Genomic DNA, 15,921 nt, shown 5'->3' with positions numbered 1-15,921 from the left:
GAAGGCGTCGTCCCGTGGTCTCCGAACAAAATCTTCTGGCTCAACTGTCGATAAAAGTCGGCAACCGTCTGCGTGAAGAACGCCTGATGCTGACGACGGCCGAGTCGTGCACCGGTGGCCTCGTCGCCACGGCGATCACCGACATTTCCGGCAGCAGCGAATGGTTCGAGCGTGGTTTCGTCACCTACTCGAACCAGGCCAAGTCCGAGATGATCGGCGTGCCAGCCGAACTTATCGAGAAGCATGGTGCCGTGAGTGAACCCGTGGCACGCGCGATGGCCGAAGGCGCGTTGCTCAATAGTCGCGCCCAACTCTCGTTGTCGATCACCGGCGTCGCGGGTCCCGGCGGTGGCACGCCCGACAAGCCGGTAGGCATGGTGTGCTTCGGCTGGAGTAATCGTGTCACGACCCTCGTCGAGACGAAGCAGTTCAAGGGCGATCGCACACAGGTGCGCAGTCAGGCGGCGCAATATGCGTTGCGTGGTGTCATCGAGTTGCTCGACAAGGCCGAACCGTAATCGTCCCGTTCGTCGGATTCGTCCCAACTGCCCTGCACAGCCGGCTGTGCGACGACGCGACAACAGCGCCAACGCTGCGTCCACCACCATAAAAAAACAGCGCCTGCGATTCACTCGCAAGGCGCTGTTTTTTTGAACGCGGCCCCCATGACGAGGCAGCGAACCTTGTAATGGCTGTCACCGCATGACCCACGGCAACCGTGCCGACGACGATCGCTCGTCTATCGACACGAGAGCCCCATCAGCGATAAGCGTTGATGCTGTCGCGGGTCTTCTGCGCAGCCGTCGCGGCGGCCGCAGCGAATTGCTCGTCGCGTCCCGCGTAGATGATGGCGCGCGACGAATTGATCATCATGCCGGTACCGTTAGCGGTGCGCCCGGCGTTGACCGTCGCTTCCACGTCCCCTCCCTGCGCGCCCACCCCCGGAATCAACAGCGGCATATCGCCGACGATACTGCGCACGGTGGCGATTTCCGCCGGGAACGTGGCGCCGACGACCAGACTGATCTGACCGCTCGTATTCCACGGACCGGCCGCCAGACGCGCTACCGTTTGATACAGCGGCTTGCCGTCGACGTCGAGGAACTGCAGATCGCTGCCGCCCGGATTCGACGTCCGGCACAGCACGATCACGCCCTTTTCGCGGTGTGCGAGATACGGCTCCAGCGAGTCGAAACCCATATACGGATTCACCGTCACAGCGTCGGCGCGGTAGCGCTCGAAGGCCTCACGCGCGTATTGCTCGGCGGTGCTGCCGATATCGCCGCGCTTGGCGTCGAGAATCACCGGCAGGCCCGGATGATCGGCGTGGATATGCGCGATCAGCCGTTCGAGCTGGTCTTCGGCGCGATGCGCGGCGAAGTAGGCGATCTGCGGCTTGAACGCGCATGCATACTGGGCCGTGGCATCCACGATCTCGCGGCAAAACTCGAAAATGGCTTCGGGTTTGCCTTGCAGATGCGCAGGAATACGCGACGGTTCAGGGTCCAGGCCCACGCAAAGCAGCGAATTGTTGCGCGTCCAGGCAGCGTTGAGAACTTCGGTGAATGTCATGACGGGGTTCCGGCGGGGTTCCGGCGGTAGTCATCCGTCGGAAGGTGATTCGAGACTGTTTCCATCCAGCAAGGCCGCTATTTTACCTGCTCGGCGGTACGGCCTCCCGTTCTCCGGCAAACCGGCCGCCGACGCTCAGTCGAGCCAGCCGCGATGACGGAAATACAGGAACGGCGCAATTGCCGACAAGATCATCAGGCCGATGGCGAACGGATAGCCGACCTCCCAATGCAGTTCCGGCATCATCTGGAAGTTCATGCCGTAAATACTGGCGATCAAAGTCGGCGGCAGGAAAGCGACCGCCGCCACCGAGAAGATCTTGATGATCTTGTTCTGGTTGATGTTGATGAAGCCGATCGTGGCATCCATCAGGAAGTTGATCTTGTCGAACAGATACGCTGTGTGGTTATCCAGCGACTCGATATCGCGCAGGATCTGCTTGCCTTCCTGATACTGCTCGTCCTTGAGCATGCGGGCGCGCATGAGAAACGACACAGCGCGGCGCGTATCCATCACATTGCGACGAATCCGGCCGTTCAGATCTTCCTCGGCGGCGATGCTCTCCAACGCCTTGGCGGCGTCGGCATCGGTGAGATTCTTGCCCAGCACCCGCTTGCTCACCTCTTCGAGCGCGGCATACACGCCTTCGAGCGAATCGGCCGAATACTCGGCATCGGTCGAATAGAGGTCGAGCAAAACGTCCATGGCGTCGCGAACCGAACCCGGACGAATGCGCGCGCGCATGCGCACCAGCCGGAACACCGGCAGATCCTCGTCGTGAATGGAGATCAGCAAATCCTTGAGCACCACGAACGCCACCGGCACGTTGCGCGACTGCTCTTCATCGTCGAGCAGGAAGTCCGTGCGAATGTGGAGCACGCCACCATCGTCTTCGTAATAGCGCGCCGATGCCTCGATATCGGTGATTTCATCGCGCGACGGCAACTTGACGTTGTAGGCCTCTTCTACCCAGCGGCGCTCTTCTTCCGATTCGCTATGTAAGTCGACCCAAACCGGCGAGACGCTGGCCAGGTCACTGGGGTGGTCACAAGTCACCTGTTGCAGGCGGCCATGATGGATGACGAAGGCATTGATCAAACGAGGTTCTCCCAGCTACGCGGCGACGGCAAGTGTAGCAGCCACGCGACAGACACGCCAAGAGCGGCGACCTTCCACCGATGACAGGCCTCGTTCGGTCGTCAGTCGAAGGACGATTCGCTCGTAAGAATCCTCCTAAAATCAAGGAAGTCCGCACGTTCGGCAGGGAACGATGGCAAGCTGATCGAACCAATCCACGCACTTTACGTCAACCTTGGTATCGACGCGTTCACGCGTCCATCGACAGGGAGAAAAGCAGAATGAATGAAGTCACGACCCCTCTCGCGTCTTTCGACGCCGTGATGGGTTTTCTCGCGGGCAACGCCGTTCGCTACGGTCTGTCGTTCGTACAGGCCGTGCTGATCCTGCTGATCGGCTTCTGGATTGCGAAACGACTGGCCCGCTTCGTTCACCGCACGTTGAGCCGTTCGCCGCACTTCGACGCCACGCTCAAGCCGCTCATCGAGTCGGTCGTGCTGTGGTCGGTACGCATCATCACCATCATTGCGGTGCTGGCGCAGTTCGGTGTGCAGACGGCCAGCATCATCGCGGTGTTGGGGGCTGCCGGTCTGGCGATCGGTCTCGCATTGCAGGGGACGTTGCAGAACATCGCGGCAGGCACGATGTTGCTCGTGTTGCGTCCCTTCCGTAATGGCGACTACATCACCGCCGGCGCGGCCGTTGCGGGTACGGTCGAAGAAATCGGTCTGTTCACCACCACGCTCACCAGTGCCGACGGCATTTACGTGTGTGTGCCGAACAACCAGATCTGGGGCCAGCCGATCACGAACTACAGCCGCAACGCGACGCGTCGCATGGAGATCACCGTGGGTATTGCGCTGGACGATGATCTCGACGCCGCCATGGCGGCACTGCGCACGCATGTCGCGCAAGACGACCGGGTGCTCGACAAGCCCGCGCCGGAAATCATGGTCAAACAGGTCAGCGACAGCGCCGTGATCGTGAACGTGCGTGTCTGGTCGCTGCTGGGCAGTTACTGGGGGCTGTACTGGGATCTCCAGCGCCGCGTCAAGGAAACGGTCGAGGGCGTGGGCTGCTCGCTGCCGTTCCCGACACGCACCATCATGCAAGTGCCTGCACAGACGATACCGGACGCCGCACAGCCGAGACACTAGCCTCGGCGCGAAAAAACGCGAGGGTTGCGCATGAAGCGGCACGACGAAAGTTGTGCCGCTTTTTTTGTCGCGAAAACGATCCGATGTCGAAGACAATGGCGCGGCGTGCGCCACACGGCACCCCGCTACTGCGGCAACTCCGCAGCCCCCATGCGACGCGCAATCACCCCGGCGCGCTGCGCAAGGTATGGCGAATTGCGATGGGTGTCGAAGTAACGCGGACGCGGCAGCATCACGGCCAGTCGCGCCGCCTGCCACGGCGACAGCTTCGAGGCCGGAATGCCGTAGTAGTAGCGCGCGGCCGCTTCCGCACCGAACACGCCTTCGCCCCACTCCACCGAATTCAGATAGATCTCGAAGATGCGCTGCTTGTCCATCCAGAATTCAAGCATCCAGGTGATGCTCAACTCCTCGGCCTTGCGCAGATAGCTCTTCTCGCTCGACAGGAACAGATTCTTGGCCAACTGCTGCGAAAGCGTCGAGCCACCCGCGACAATGCGCCCCTTCTTCTGATTTTTCTCCCACGCGCCGAGCATCGCGTCAATCTCGAAGCCATCGTGGTTGACGAAATTGGCATCTTCACTCGCGATAATCGCGCGTTTCAGATTGCGCGAAATCTGATCGTACGGCACCCAATCGTGCTTGAGCGTCGCATTCGGATCGGTCTCGCGTAACCTCGCCTCGGCCGCGCGCATGAAGGCCGTCGACTGCGGATTGAACCGCACCCACCAACCGATTTGCACGAAGTAATAGAGCTGTGTCGCCAGCACCCCCACGAACAGCAGCGTGACGACGTAGGCCGTCCATTGCCACGGTCCCCAGCGGCGTTTGCGGGTCGTGCGCGGAGCGCGTCGCGGCGCAACCATCGGGGAAGATCAGCCCTTGGCCGCGAGCCGGGCGCGCAACGCGGCGCGCACCGTCTCGGTCGACGGTCGGACACCACGCCACACCGCAAACGCTTCAGCCGCCTGTTCGACGAGCATGCCGAGTCCGTCCGCCGCGCGCGCCGCACCGGCGGACAACGCATGTGTCATGAACACCGTCGGCTGCGCACCGTACATCATGTCGTAAGCCAGCGAGCCGGGCGCGTAGACGCCCTTCGGCAGCGGCGGCACGTCACCCTGCAAGCTACCGGCCGTGGCATTGATCACGACATCGAACGCCGCCGGCGTTGCGTCCCATCCTCCTCCCGCCAACGCGACGTCATGACGTTGCGCCGCGCTCGTGAAACGCGCAACGAGTTCGTCCGCGCGGGCGGCCGTGCGATTGGCGACGAACAGCGCCGCCGGCTGCGCTTCGATCAGCGGAAGCATCGCCCCGCGCGACGCCCCGCCAGCCCCGAGCAGCAGCACGCGACGCCCCTTGAGCGATACGCCGAGCGGCCCCTCGATGTCGCGCACCAGGCCCACACCATCGGTGTTGTCGCCGGTGACGCCCTGGGCGTCGAATACCAGCGTGTTGACGGCACCCGCCGCTTGCGCGCGCTCGGTCAGACGATCGGCGAGTGCGTGCGCTTCGAGCTTGAACGGCACCGTGACGTTCGCCCCTCGTGCGCCATGCCCGATGAAGGCGCTCACGGTGGCCGCGAACGCGTCGAGCGGCGCGAGCAGACGCTCATAGGTAAGATGCTGCCCCGTCTCGCGCGCGAACTCCGCGTGAATGAACGGCGACTGACTGTGTTCGACGGGATGACCGATCACCGCGTAGCGATCGGCCGGCCGGTCCCCGGATGGCGTTTGGTTTGTCATCGTTTTCAAAGACGCGGCGCCTGGCTTTCGCTCAGGCGCCGCTGTTGCTGTGCGTCAGATTCGGTGTCTGGCCGACGTTCGGTGCGCGCCGGTCACCAGAAGATCCACAGCGCGATGCCGCCGAACAAAGCCCATTTCACCGCATAGTACACGTAGCGGTTCCACGCCTTGAGGCGTTTGCCGAGAATGCGGATCGAATAAATATACTTGAACGCCTTGTTCAGCGCGCCGGTGCGATCGCCAGCCTCGTTGGGCGATGCCGCCGCGCCGACCAGATGGCGGCCGAACCAGTGATTGATCGCCTGCGTCCAGCGATACCTCATCGGGCGCTCGACGTCGCAGAACAGAATGATGCGATTCTGGCCGCTCTGGTTCTCGGCGTAGTGAATGTACGTCTCGTCGAACAGCACGCCCTCGCCATCGCGCCAGCTATAACGCTGGCCGTCGACATCGATGTAGCAACGATCGTCGTTCGGGGTGAGCAATCCCAGGTGAAAACGCAACGATCCCGCGAACGGGTCCCGGTGTCGCACGAGACGGCTGCCGTGCGGCAGTTCGGCAAACATCGCGGCCTTGATCGTCGGGATCTGGCGCACGAGGCCTGTCGTCACCGGGCAGAGTTCATTGGCGGACGGATGGGCATCGTCATACCACTTCAGGTAGAAGCGTTTCCAACCACTCTTGAAGAAGGAGTTAAAGCCGACGTCGTTGTACTTGTCGGACGCTTTGATGCGACTCGCTTCGAGCAGCGACACCGCTTCGGCACGAATCGCCTCCCAGTTCTGGCGCAGTGGTTCTAGTTCGGGGAAGTTTTCGACTTTCAGATACGGTGTGGTCGGCACACGAGAGAACGTGTACATGAACACATTCAGTGGCGACAGAAACGTCGAATGATCAGAGAGCTGGCGGAAGAATTGATGGCGAACCTTACCGCGGAAATGCACGTAGACAGCACAAGCAGCAAAGATCGCCAGAACGATCCATTTCATGGCGGACTTTCCAAAAGTCGGAGAAAACCCGGCAATTATAGAAATATTTGGAAAGTTTTTCCGGGCAGACCTGCCCGTGAAAGGCACCGCTTGACTGCGCCCTGCCGGGCCTTACTGTGGCTTGGCGCCTGGCGGCGCGACCAGCGTTTCGGCCTGCACGCCCTGACGTGAAAACGTCATTCGCGTGACAATTTCGAGAATGTCGTAACGCTGCTTCATGTCGGCGGAGAACTCACCGAACGGCGCGCTCGCCTGCACGATCGCCACGGCGCGACGATCCAGATCGCGATTCCCGGAGCTTCGCGTGATCTCCACCCCCGAGACGTCCCAGCCGTCCTTGTGATACCCGAGCCCGCCGCGTTGATTGACGTTGAGCGTTACGATCAGCTCGCCGTATAGGCGATCATTTCCGATCTGCGGGAAGTGATCGGTGCCGTAGCGCTCGACGCGATGGCGCAGCGTATCGAAGTAGCGGGCATACGCCACTTCGCGCGTATTGGCCGTGACCTGACCGCGTTTCGGACGCGTCTGATACGCGCGCAATTGCTTGTCGATTTCCGCCTGCAAGCGGGCGATTTGCTGATCGACGTTCCGATCGTCGAGACCTTGCCCGCGTTGCGGGGTGTCGGCGCGGTTGCGCTGTGACTCGGGAGCGGCAGCGTACTGACTACGCAATTGCGAGAGCAACTTCTCCTGCATCGCCTCGAGATCGCTCACGTTGCGCTGAATCTGTGCAACGGGCGCGCCGTCACGTTCGAGCGCACGCGACGGCAACGGCGACGTCGCACGCTCACCGTCGTGCTCACCGCCACCCACGAGGTTGGCCTGCGCGAGCGCGGTGGCCTTCTCGGGGGCGTTGGCGGACTTCGCGTTCACGAGCACGACTTCAAGCGGCGAGTCCGCGCTGTGCAACCGGAAACTGTCGGGGGCAACGAAATGCACCGCCAGCGCGAGCAAATGCACCACGGCCGAAAAGACGAGACCGGTGGCAAGCGGATGCTCGCGCATGAGCGACCAGCCGCGACGTCGTGCCGCGCCCAGGTTGCCGGAGGCGAGTGCCGGTTTCAGCACGCCGGGCTGGCAGAGGCGTCGCGAGTGCCCGCAGCCATCAGCGCAGCAGCCAGCGGCGAGGTATTGGCGGCGTCCGCCGGCTGGGCGACAGCAGCACTCGTGTCGTGCGACGTCGATGCAGCATCGTCGTCTGCGTCGCGTTCACCGTCCTCGTCGTTGGCATCGCCGGCATCGTCGCCGTCATCGCCGTCAGCCCCGGCGGAACCATTCGACCCGTCGGCGCCTTCGGTGCCTTCGGCCCCGTCACCACCGTCCCCTGCGCCGCCTTCCCCTTCGTCATCGTCATCGGCCGCCACCGACTGGCTGGCATCGAGCACCTGCGAGAGGCGCACCGAGATACCCAGCGTCACCACGTCGAGCGACAGCACATCGAGCATGATCTGCGTGCCGCGCGCGTGCAGACCGAGCCCCGGCACGATCAACGTCAACGGAATGTCGTTCAGACGCACCGTGTCGCCCTTGAGCACACTCGCTTGCACCTGCGACTTGTTCTCCTGAAGCAGCCAGCGCAGACACCAGTAACGCTCCATCCGGCTCTGATGCTCGCCGTAAGCCGCATAGGCAGCCTCGAAGCTCGAGACGGTGACATACAGATCGGCGTCCTTCGGCTTGAAGGGCGCAGCCAGCTTCGCCGTTACGCCATGACGTACGCAGGCAATCAACTGCCACTGGTTCACGAGGTCGACGTAGCGACGCAGCGGCGATGTGCTCCACGCGTATTGCTCGACGCCGAGGCCTTCGTGCGGCGCCGGCGACGTTTGCATACGCGTGCGATTCACACCGTAGGCACGCTGCGCACGGTAGATGCCGGGCACGCCGCATTCGGCCAGCAGGCGACCCCAACGGCTGTTCGCAAGAATCGCCATTTCGGCGACGATCAGATCCAGCGGAGCGCCGCGCAGGCGTTGCTTGATCGTGACATGCTCGCCGTCGACATAGAAACTGAAGTCGGTCTTGTTCTGCACTTCCGGACGCAGACCGTAGCCCACACGCGCGGCCTGGCGCTTGTCGTACAGCGACTGCGCGAACGGCCACAGCAGACGCAGCTCTTCCTTGTGCGGGTAATCGCCGCTGCCATCGGCCAACGTTTCCGCCGTGATGATCGCGTCGAGTTCGTTGTGACGCAGATTCGCGGAAATCGGCACCAGCTCGGCACGCGTTTCGGTCGCCACGATTTCGTAGGTGTCGGCCTTGGCCACGACGTACAGCGACAACGCCGGACGTGCACCGCCCTCGGCGAGGGTGTACGCCTCGACCACGGCATCGGGCAACATCGTGATCTTCTCGCCCGGCGCATAGACCGTCGACAGACGCACGCGGGCGATCTCGTCGATGGCGTCGCCGCGCGTGATGCCGAGCGCCGGCGCCGCAATGTGGATCCCCACGCGCAACAGGCCGTCCGGCAGCAATTGCACCGAGAGAGCGTCGTCGATTTCGGTTGTCGTCGAATCGTCAATGGAGAACGCCTGGACGTCGGCCAGCGGCAAGTCGTCGCCCGGTGTCGGCACCGGCCCCACATCGGGGAAACCGGTACCGCGCGGGAAGTATTCGTAGAGGAACGCTGCCTCGTGATAAGCGCGCGGCGACGCAATACCGCCACAGGCAAGCATCACCTCGGCGTGCGTCTTGCCCAGCGCGCTCGCAGCGGCGTCGAGCGCCTTCCACTCGATGGAGTTCTTGTCGGGGCGGAACAGCAACAGCAGTTCCTTGCCCTTGAGCGCATCGGGCAACGTGCCGGCGATCATCTGGTCTGCGTAGGCGGCCTGCAACTCGGCCTGCTGCTGCTTGCGGGCAAGGCCCGCGAGCGCGGCCTGAATTTGTTCCTGCGGCGCACGTTGATACTGACCACGGCCCTTGCGGCGGAAGTAGATCGGCGAGGCTTGCAGGGCCAGCGCCAGTCCGGCCTGTTGCGCAGCGCTCGCGGTTTCGCCGAAGTACTCGGCGGCGAGCGTCGGAAACGGAAACTCTTCGGCAGGCGCGCACTCCCACAGGAAACTCATATCGATGTCCTGTGCGGCTGCCTGAGCCTGCGCGATCAGCTCCGTGGGTGAAGGCGATTCAAAACGCAACAGGACGTCGCGTCCCTTGATCTTGCTACGGCGTCCGCCAGGCAGTTCCACCTGATACGACTCACCCTGCTGCGACAACACCGTGCCAGCCTTGAAGCCGCCGGATTCCTCAAAAAAAATGTTCATGAAACAGCCATCGATCGCAATAGGCGATATTGTAGCCCGCCAGACTACGGCGGTTTAGGGCAGAACGGGCAAACGCGTCATTCGCCCGCGAACGGCCCCGCGGAACCGGGGGAAGGAGGAACATCGATGCCGGCAAAGCGCAGCACGTCGTCCATATAGTCGACGAAGTCGGAAATGCCGTGGTCGCTGCCTTCGATCTGGGTCAGTTTCGCCCCCGGAAACTTCGCCACCATGTCACGGTAGTCGAGCGTCTGATCGCCGGTTGCGGCCACGAGGTAATAGCGCTCGGGACGCGTAATCTGCGCCACATCGATCATGCGCAACTCGTCCAGATGACGCGGCTCGACGACGATCGTGCCACCACCGTGCCACATCGGCTGCTCGCCGAGCCACTTCCCGAGGTCGTCGTATGGCCGCGTGGCCGGATTGAGCAACACCGCGCGGCAGCCAAGCTTCTCGGCCAGATAGGTCGCGTAGTAACCACCCAGCGAGCTACCCACGATGGTCAAGTCATCGGGCGCCACGCCCGTCAGCAGACGCTGCGCGTCGACTACGGCGGCCAGCGGCGACGGCGGCAACTGCGGGCAAGCCCAGTCATGACCGAGCCCGAGCCGGTGCATGCGCGCAGCCATCAGTTGCGCCTTGAACGAACGCGGCGAGGAACGGAAGCCGTGCAAATAGAGAATCATGTGAGCCCCCGATAAAACCAAGTCAATGTGCGCCGAGCGCCATCGCGCCCGAATCAGGCGCGCGCCGCCAGCGCGTCGAGCAATTTCTGATGAATGCCGCCGAAGCCGCCGTTACTCATCACCACAATCTGATCGCCCGGCTGTGCCGCCGCACTCACGGCGCGCACCAGGCCATCGATATCGCTGAATGCCTGCGCCCGTGCGCCGAGCGGAGCAAGTGCCTCGGCGAGATTCCAGCCGAGGGCGTCTTTGCCCGAAGGGGCGCCATAACCGAACACCAGATCAGCATCTGCGAGACTGGCGGGCAATTGAGCCTTCATCACGCCAAGCTTCATCGTATTCGAGCGCGGTTCGAGCACCGCCAGAATACGCGCGCTGCCCGCACGGCGGCGCAACCCGGCCAGCGTCGTCTGGATGGCGGTCGGATGGTGGGCGAAGTCGTCATATACGGTGACACCCGCCGCTTCGCCGCGCACTTCCATGCGGCGCTTCACGTTCTGAAACTTGCCAAGCGACGCCGCGCCCTGCTCCGGCGGCACCCCGACATGTCGCGCGGCGGCCAACGCGGCCAGCGCGTTCATCCGGTTGTGCTCCCCCTGGAGCGACCACTTCACTTCGCCGGCCGCCACCGGGCCGTGGTGGACCCAGAACGCCTCCTGCCCAGGGGCGAGCGTGTCGTTGGCCTGAGCAACGTGCCAGCCATCGGCCACGCCAAAGCGTTCGACCTCACTCCAGCATCCACGCGCCAGCACGCGCTCGAGCGCCGCCTCGCGACCGTTGACGATCACGCGGCCCTGACCCGGCACGGTGCGCACCAGATGGTGGAATTGCGTCTCGATGGCCGTCAGATCCGGGAAGATGTCGGCGTGATCGAACTCCAGATTGTTCAGGATCACCGTGCGCGGATGGTAGTGGACGAATTTGGAGCGCTTGTCGAAGAAGGCAGTGTCGTACTCGTCGGCCTCGATCACGAAGAAATCGCTGTCTGTCAGACGGGCCGAAATCCCGAAATTCATCGGCACGCCGCCAACGAGAAAGCCCGGGTTGTAGCCGGCGTCTTCAAGAATCCAGGTCAGCATCGACGTGGTGGTCGTCTTGCCATGGGTTCCCGCCACGGCCAGCACCCACTTGCTCGACAGCACGTGCTCGCCGAGCCATTGCGGGCCCGAGGTGTAAGGCAGGTTCCGATTCAGGATCTCTTCCATCAGCGGATTGCCGCGCGAGACCACGTTGCCGATCACGAAAAGGTCGGGTTCCAGCGAGACCTGTTCGGCGTCGAACCCTTCGATCAACCGGATACCCTGCGCCTCGAGCTGCGTGCTCATCGGCGGATAGACATTGGCGTCGCAACCCGTGACAGTATGGCCGGCCTGTCGCGCGAGGACTGCCAGACCGCCCATGAACGTGCCGCAAATGCCAAGAATATGAATATGCATGGATGGGGAGCGTGGTGAGAACGGGCCGAACCCGTGCGGGAAATGGGGGTGCCGAAAAGCCAAGGGCTCCATTGTACCTGCGGCGTGCTCCGCAATGCCTTTCGGGTATCATCGTCCGCATGACACGTAAATCCTGGACCGACGCTCAACGCCTGCGCGAAGAAATTGCGCTGGCCGCCGCCCGCCTGATCGCTGAGGAGGGCGCCGACTATGCCAGCGCGAAGCGCAAGGCAGCGAAGCAGATCACCGGAGAGACGCGCATTGCCGGCGAATTGCTGCCAGATAATGACCAGATCGAAGCGGAAGTCCGTGAGTATGTCCAGACATTCCTCTCCGACACGCAACCGGCCGAGCTGGCGCACCTGCGTCAGGTGGCGCTCACGGTGATGACTGAGCTGGCGCGCTACCGGCCATATATTACCGGCGCCGTCTATAACGGCACCGCCACGGCACTATCGGATATCTATCTGCAGGCTTTTTGCGACAATCCGAAAGAAGTGGCCATTGATCTGCTGAATCGGGGCATCGACTATGAAGTCTCGGAGAGCCGCCATTTCAATGGCCGCGGTATGGTCGAGACACTGAGTTTCCTCTGGCGCGAGCGTCATCAACGCGGTGAGCCAGCGGGCGTGCACCTGTCGCTCTACTCCATGGACGACATGCGGGGTGCGCTCAAGGCGAGCGACGGCAATGGCCGCCCGGTGCGCGTGGATGCGAACGGTCTGCGCTCACTGATCGCCGAAGCGACCGAACAAGCGCACAGCAGTTGATCTGTCGTCAGATGGCGACCAAATCCCCATTAATTCTTCGCAATTACCCTCCGTTTTTCGTCTACCGTTGATCCCGGCACCTCTGCCCACCCTCCCATCATGGCAAAACGCATCGTTATTCTGGTGATTCTGGCGCTCGCAGGACTGGCGGGCGGATTCTGGCTCGGCCACCGGAACCAGCCGGCGGCGAGCGCCTCGGACGCCGCCGTCGCCCAGTTGCTCGCTACCCGCCTGCCCGACCTGAGCGGTAACGAGCAAGCCGTCTCTCAATGGCGCGGCAAAACACTGGTGGTCAACTTCTGGGCCCCGTGGTGCGGGCCCTGCGTGGAAGAAATGCCCGATTTGCAGGCGTTATCTGCGGAATTCGGTAGTAAAAACGTCCAATTCGTCGGAATCGGCATCGATACCGCGCAGAACATGATCGCCTTCGAACAAAAGGTGAAGGTGGACTATCCATTGCTCGTGGCGGGTTACGCAGGCACCGATCTGGCCCGGGCGTTGGGCAACAAGGCCGGGGCGTTACCCTTTACCGTCGTGATCGACCCTCAAGGCCGTCTGCACTACGAGAAACTCGGCCGCATCACGTCGGACGAAGTCCGCACAGCGCTCAAACCGCTCATCTGACCCCACCGCGAAAAAGGGAAATCCCGGGAAGTCCCGCCAGACGTGAGTGGCGGGGCCCGATTTTCGCCCCACTGGACAAAATCCACCAACTGGCGTTTAATTGCGCCCAATTTCGTGAAATTTGATTCGCCGATGCCTCACCGCATTCTCGTGCTCCATGGCCCTAACCTGAACCTGCTCGGTACTCGCGAGCCGGAGGTGTACGGTCGCACGACGTTGGCCGACATTGACTCCGCCCTTGTGGCGCAAGGCAAGGCGGCGGGTGCCGAGGTGGCGACATTCCAGAGCAATCACGAAGGCGCATTGGTTGACCGGATTCAGGCGGCGCGCGATGAGTCGATCGACTTCATCGTCATCAACCCTGCGGCCTACACCCACACCAGCGTAGCCATTCGCGACGCGCTGGCCGGGGTAGGCATACCGTTCGTCGAGGTTCACCTCTCGAACGTCCATGCGCGCGAGGCCTTCCGGCATCACTCGTACTTATCCGATATTGCGCAAGGCGTGATCTGCGGCCTGGGCTGGCGCGGTTACACCTTCGCACTCGATTTTGCCCTGCGGCGACTCGCCGGCGGGTAGTCCTCTTACATCCCCTATTTCCCCGCGCGGGGGCGCTGCCTCCGCGTCGATATCGAATCAAGGAGCTTCCTTCATGGATTTGCGCAAACTCAAGACGTTGATCGACCTCGTGGCCGAATCGGGTATTTCCGAACTCGAAGTCACCGAAGGCGAAGGCAAGGTCCGCATCGTCAAGGCACCGCCGCAAGTGATCGCCGCCCCGATGCAGATGGCCATGCCGGCACTCGCCCCGCAGGCCGCTGCGCAAGCCCCGGTCGCGTCGAGCGCCGCACCGGCCCCGGCAACGCCGGTGCTGCCGCAAGGTCATATCGTGACCTCGCCGATGGTCGGGACGTTCTATCGCGCCCCGTCGCCGGGTGCCGATCCGTTCGCGCAAGTCGGCGACACGGTCAAGGAAGGCCAGACGCTGTGCATCATCGAAGCGATGAAGCTGCTCAACGAAATCGAGTCGGACAAGGCTGGCGTGATCAAGGAAATTCTGGTCGAGAACGGTCAAGCCGTGGAATACGGTCAACCGCTGTTCGTGATCGGCTAATGCCGGTTGTCGGACGCCCCGCCTGCGCGGCTGTGTGCCGCCCGGCTGCCAGCGGCGCCCGGCCCCGATCCTCTCCCCTTACGGGCAGGACTGCACATAATGTTTGAAAAAATTCTCATCGCCAACCGCGGCGAAATCGCCTTGCGCATCCAGCGCGCGTGCCGCGAGATGGGCATCAAGACCGTCGTGGTGTATTCCGAAGCGGATAAGGAAGCGAAGTACGTCAAGCTCGCTGACGAAGCCGTTTGTATCGGCCCGGCCCCGTCGCCGTTGAGCTATCTGAACATGCCGGCGCTCATCAGCGCAGCGGAAGTCACCGACGCTCAGGCCATTCACCCGGGCTACGGTTTCCTCTCCGAAAATGCCGACTTCGCCGAGCGCGTCGAGCAATCGGGCTTTACGTTCATCGGTCCGCGCCCCGACACCATTCGCCTGATGGGCGACAAGGTCTCGGCCAAGCAGACGATGATCAAGACCGGTGTGCCGTGCGTGCCGGGTTCGGAAGGCGCATTGCCCGACGATCCGAAGGAAATCGTGCGCATTGCACGTCAGATCGGCTATCCGGTGATCATCAAGGCCGCAGGCGGCGGCGGTGGTCGCGGCATGCGCGTGGTGCACACGGAAGCGGCGCTCGTGAACGCGGTCAACATGACTCGTGAAGAAGCGGGCCGTGCATTCGGCAACCCGGAAGTCTATATGGAGAAGTTCCTCGAGAACCCGCGCCATATCGAAATCCAGATTCTCGCCGACAAGCACAAGAATGCCATCTGGCTGGGCGAGCGCGATTGCTCGATGCAGCGCCGTCACCAGAAGGTGATCGAAGAGGCGACTGCACCGCTGATCCCGCGCCGTCTGATCGAGCGCATCGGTGATCGCTGCGCCGACGCCTGCAAGAAGATGGGTTATGTCGGCGCCGGCACGTTCGAGTTCCTGTTCGAGAACAACGAGTTCTACTTCATCGAAATGAACACGCGCGTGCAGGTCGAACACCCGGTCACGGAGATGATCACGGGTATCGATATCGTGCAGGAACAGATCCGCATCGCGGCCGGCGAGAAGCTCGCCTACCGTCAGCGCGACATCCAGTTCCAGGGTCACGCCATCGAGTGCCGTATCAACGCCGAAGATCCGTTCAAGTTCACGCCGTCGCCGGGCCGCATCACCGCCTGGCATATGCCGGGCGGCCCCGGCATTCGCGTTGACTCGCATGCGTACAACGGCTATTTCGTCCCGCCTAACTACGACTCGATGATCGGCAAGCTGATCGCCTACGGTGCAACGCGCGATCAGGCGATTCGCCGCATGCGCGTGGCGCTCTCGGAAATCGTGATCGAAGGTATCCAGACGAACATCCCCCTGCACCGGGAATTGATGCTCGACGCCAAGTTCGTCGAAGGCGGCACGAGCATTCATTATCTGGAACACAAGCTGGCGCAGAAGTCTGCCGTCGGCGGTAATTAAGTCGTTATTTCGCAGGAA

General features: G+C 62.6%; 16 protein-coding genes. 7 read left to right on the top strand and 9 right to left on the bottom strand.

The genetic code is table 11. The features are described 5' to 3' along the window. The first annotated feature begins 14 nt into the window (after nucleotides 1-14). Complete coding sequence (locus tag PI93_RS06575) at nucleotides 15-518, top strand: CinA family protein (protein WP_039375726.1); 504 nt, start codon at nucleotides 15-17, stop codon at nucleotides 516-518. A 241-nt stretch (nucleotides 519-759) separates the two neighbouring features. Here PI93_RS06575 and pyrF read toward each other — a convergent pair whose 3' ends face one another. Both pyrF and corA read right to left on the bottom strand, forming a co-directional pair. Beyond that, a complete protein-coding gene (gene pyrF, locus PI93_RS06570; protein WP_039374878.1) occupies nucleotides 760-1,572 on the bottom strand; it encodes an orotidine-5'-phosphate decarboxylase in 813 nt (270 codons plus the stop codon). Nucleotides 1,573-1,707: 135 nt separating this feature from the next. Continuing rightward, nucleotides 1,708-2,670 carry a magnesium/cobalt transporter CorA gene (gene corA, locus PI93_RS06565; RefSeq protein ID WP_039374880.1) on the bottom strand — a complete coding sequence of 321 codons (963 nt, stop codon included), beginning with the start codon at nucleotides 2,668-2,670 and terminating at the stop codon, nucleotides 1,708-1,710. Nucleotides 2,671-2,930: 260 nt separating this feature from the next. Here corA and PI93_RS06560 point away from each other — a divergent pair, with 260 nt between their 5' ends. Beyond that, nucleotides 2,931-3,806, top strand: a complete 876-nt coding sequence (locus PI93_RS06560) for a mechanosensitive ion channel family protein (RefSeq protein ID WP_039374881.1) — start codon at nucleotides 2,931-2,933, stop codon at nucleotides 3,804-3,806. A gap of 125 nt (nucleotides 3,807-3,931) precedes the next feature. On the opposite strand, the gene mtgA is transcribed toward PI93_RS06560, so the two are convergent. The 7 genes from mtgA to mpl all read right to left on the bottom strand — a co-directional run bounded on the left by mtgA (nucleotide 3,932) and on the right by mpl (nucleotide 11,934). Further along, nucleotides 3,932-4,672, bottom strand: a complete 741-nt coding sequence (gene mtgA / locus PI93_RS06555; RefSeq protein WP_039374883.1) for a monofunctional biosynthetic peptidoglycan transglycosylase — start codon at nucleotides 4,670-4,672, stop codon at nucleotides 3,932-3,934. A 9-nt stretch (nucleotides 4,673-4,681) separates the two neighbouring features. Further along, the gene (gene aroE, locus PI93_RS06550) at nucleotides 4,682-5,554 is read right to left on the bottom strand and encodes a shikimate dehydrogenase (protein ID WP_039374885.1); all 873 of its coding nucleotides are present in this window, start codon (nucleotides 5,552-5,554) and stop codon (nucleotides 4,682-4,684) included. Nucleotides 5,555-5,646: 92 nt separating this feature from the next. Continuing rightward, complete coding sequence (gene lpxO, locus PI93_RS06545) at nucleotides 5,647-6,543, bottom strand: lipid A hydroxylase LpxO (RefSeq protein ID WP_039374886.1); 897 nt, start codon at nucleotides 6,541-6,543, stop codon at nucleotides 5,647-5,649. Nucleotides 6,544-6,654: 111 nt separating this feature from the next. Beyond that, the gene (locus PI93_RS06540; protein WP_236105650.1) at nucleotides 6,655-7,614 is read right to left on the bottom strand and encodes an energy transducer TonB; all 960 of its coding nucleotides are present in this window, start codon (nucleotides 7,612-7,614) and stop codon (nucleotides 6,655-6,657) included. Further along, a complete protein-coding gene (locus tag PI93_RS06535) occupies nucleotides 7,608-9,809 on the bottom strand; it encodes a ribonuclease catalytic domain-containing protein (RefSeq protein ID WP_039374887.1) in 2,202 nt (733 codons plus the stop codon). The genes PI93_RS06540 and PI93_RS06535 overlap by 7 nt, the downstream gene beginning before the upstream one ends. 77 nt (nucleotides 9,810-9,886) lie before the next feature. Beyond that, nucleotides 9,887-10,498: a YqiA/YcfP family alpha/beta fold hydrolase gene (locus PI93_RS06530; RefSeq protein ID WP_039374888.1), complete on the bottom strand. Its 612-nt coding sequence runs from the start codon at nucleotides 10,496-10,498 to the stop codon at nucleotides 9,887-9,889. A gap of 53 nt (nucleotides 10,499-10,551) precedes the next feature. Further along, the gene (mpl, locus tag PI93_RS06525; protein ID WP_039374889.1) at nucleotides 10,552-11,934 is read right to left on the bottom strand and encodes a UDP-N-acetylmuramate:L-alanyl-gamma-D-glutamyl-meso-diaminopimelate ligase; all 1,383 of its coding nucleotides are present in this window, start codon (nucleotides 11,932-11,934) and stop codon (nucleotides 10,552-10,554) included. Nucleotides 11,935-12,053: 119 nt separating this feature from the next. Between mpl and PI93_RS06520 the strand changes: the two genes are divergently transcribed. The 5 genes from PI93_RS06520 (at nucleotide 12,054) to accC (ending at nucleotide 15,903) form a co-directional block, all read left to right on the top strand. Then, nucleotides 12,054-12,704 (top strand): hypothetical protein, encoded by a 651-nt coding sequence (locus PI93_RS06520; RefSeq protein ID WP_039374891.1) that lies wholly within the window; start codon nucleotides 12,054-12,056, stop codon nucleotides 12,702-12,704. A gap of 99 nt (nucleotides 12,705-12,803) precedes the next feature. Next, a complete protein-coding gene (locus PI93_RS06515) occupies nucleotides 12,804-13,328 on the top strand; it encodes a TlpA family protein disulfide reductase (RefSeq protein WP_039374892.1) in 525 nt (174 codons plus the stop codon). A 132-nt stretch (nucleotides 13,329-13,460) separates the two neighbouring features. After that, on the top strand, nucleotides 13,461-13,907 hold the full coding sequence (gene aroQ, locus PI93_RS06510; protein WP_039374893.1) for a type II 3-dehydroquinate dehydratase: 447 nt from the start codon (nucleotides 13,461-13,463) through the stop codon (nucleotides 13,905-13,907). Between the two features lie 73 nt (nucleotides 13,908-13,980). Next, entirely contained in the window at nucleotides 13,981-14,442 is a 462-nt protein-coding gene (gene accB, locus PI93_RS06505) for an acetyl-CoA carboxylase biotin carboxyl carrier protein (protein WP_039374895.1), read from the top strand. 99 nt (nucleotides 14,443-14,541) lie between these two features. Continuing rightward, complete coding sequence (accC, locus tag PI93_RS06500; RefSeq protein ID WP_039374896.1) at nucleotides 14,542-15,903, top strand: acetyl-CoA carboxylase biotin carboxylase subunit; 1,362 nt, start codon at nucleotides 14,542-14,544, stop codon at nucleotides 15,901-15,903. Nucleotides 15,904-15,921: the final 18 nt, after the last annotated feature.

It is taken from the genome of Pandoraea fibrosis (assembly GCF_000807775.2).
Taxonomy (GTDB): domain Bacteria; phylum Pseudomonadota; class Gammaproteobacteria; order Burkholderiales; family Burkholderiaceae; genus Pandoraea; species Pandoraea fibrosis.
This window is presented reverse-complemented; position numbering and strand designations above follow the sequence as displayed.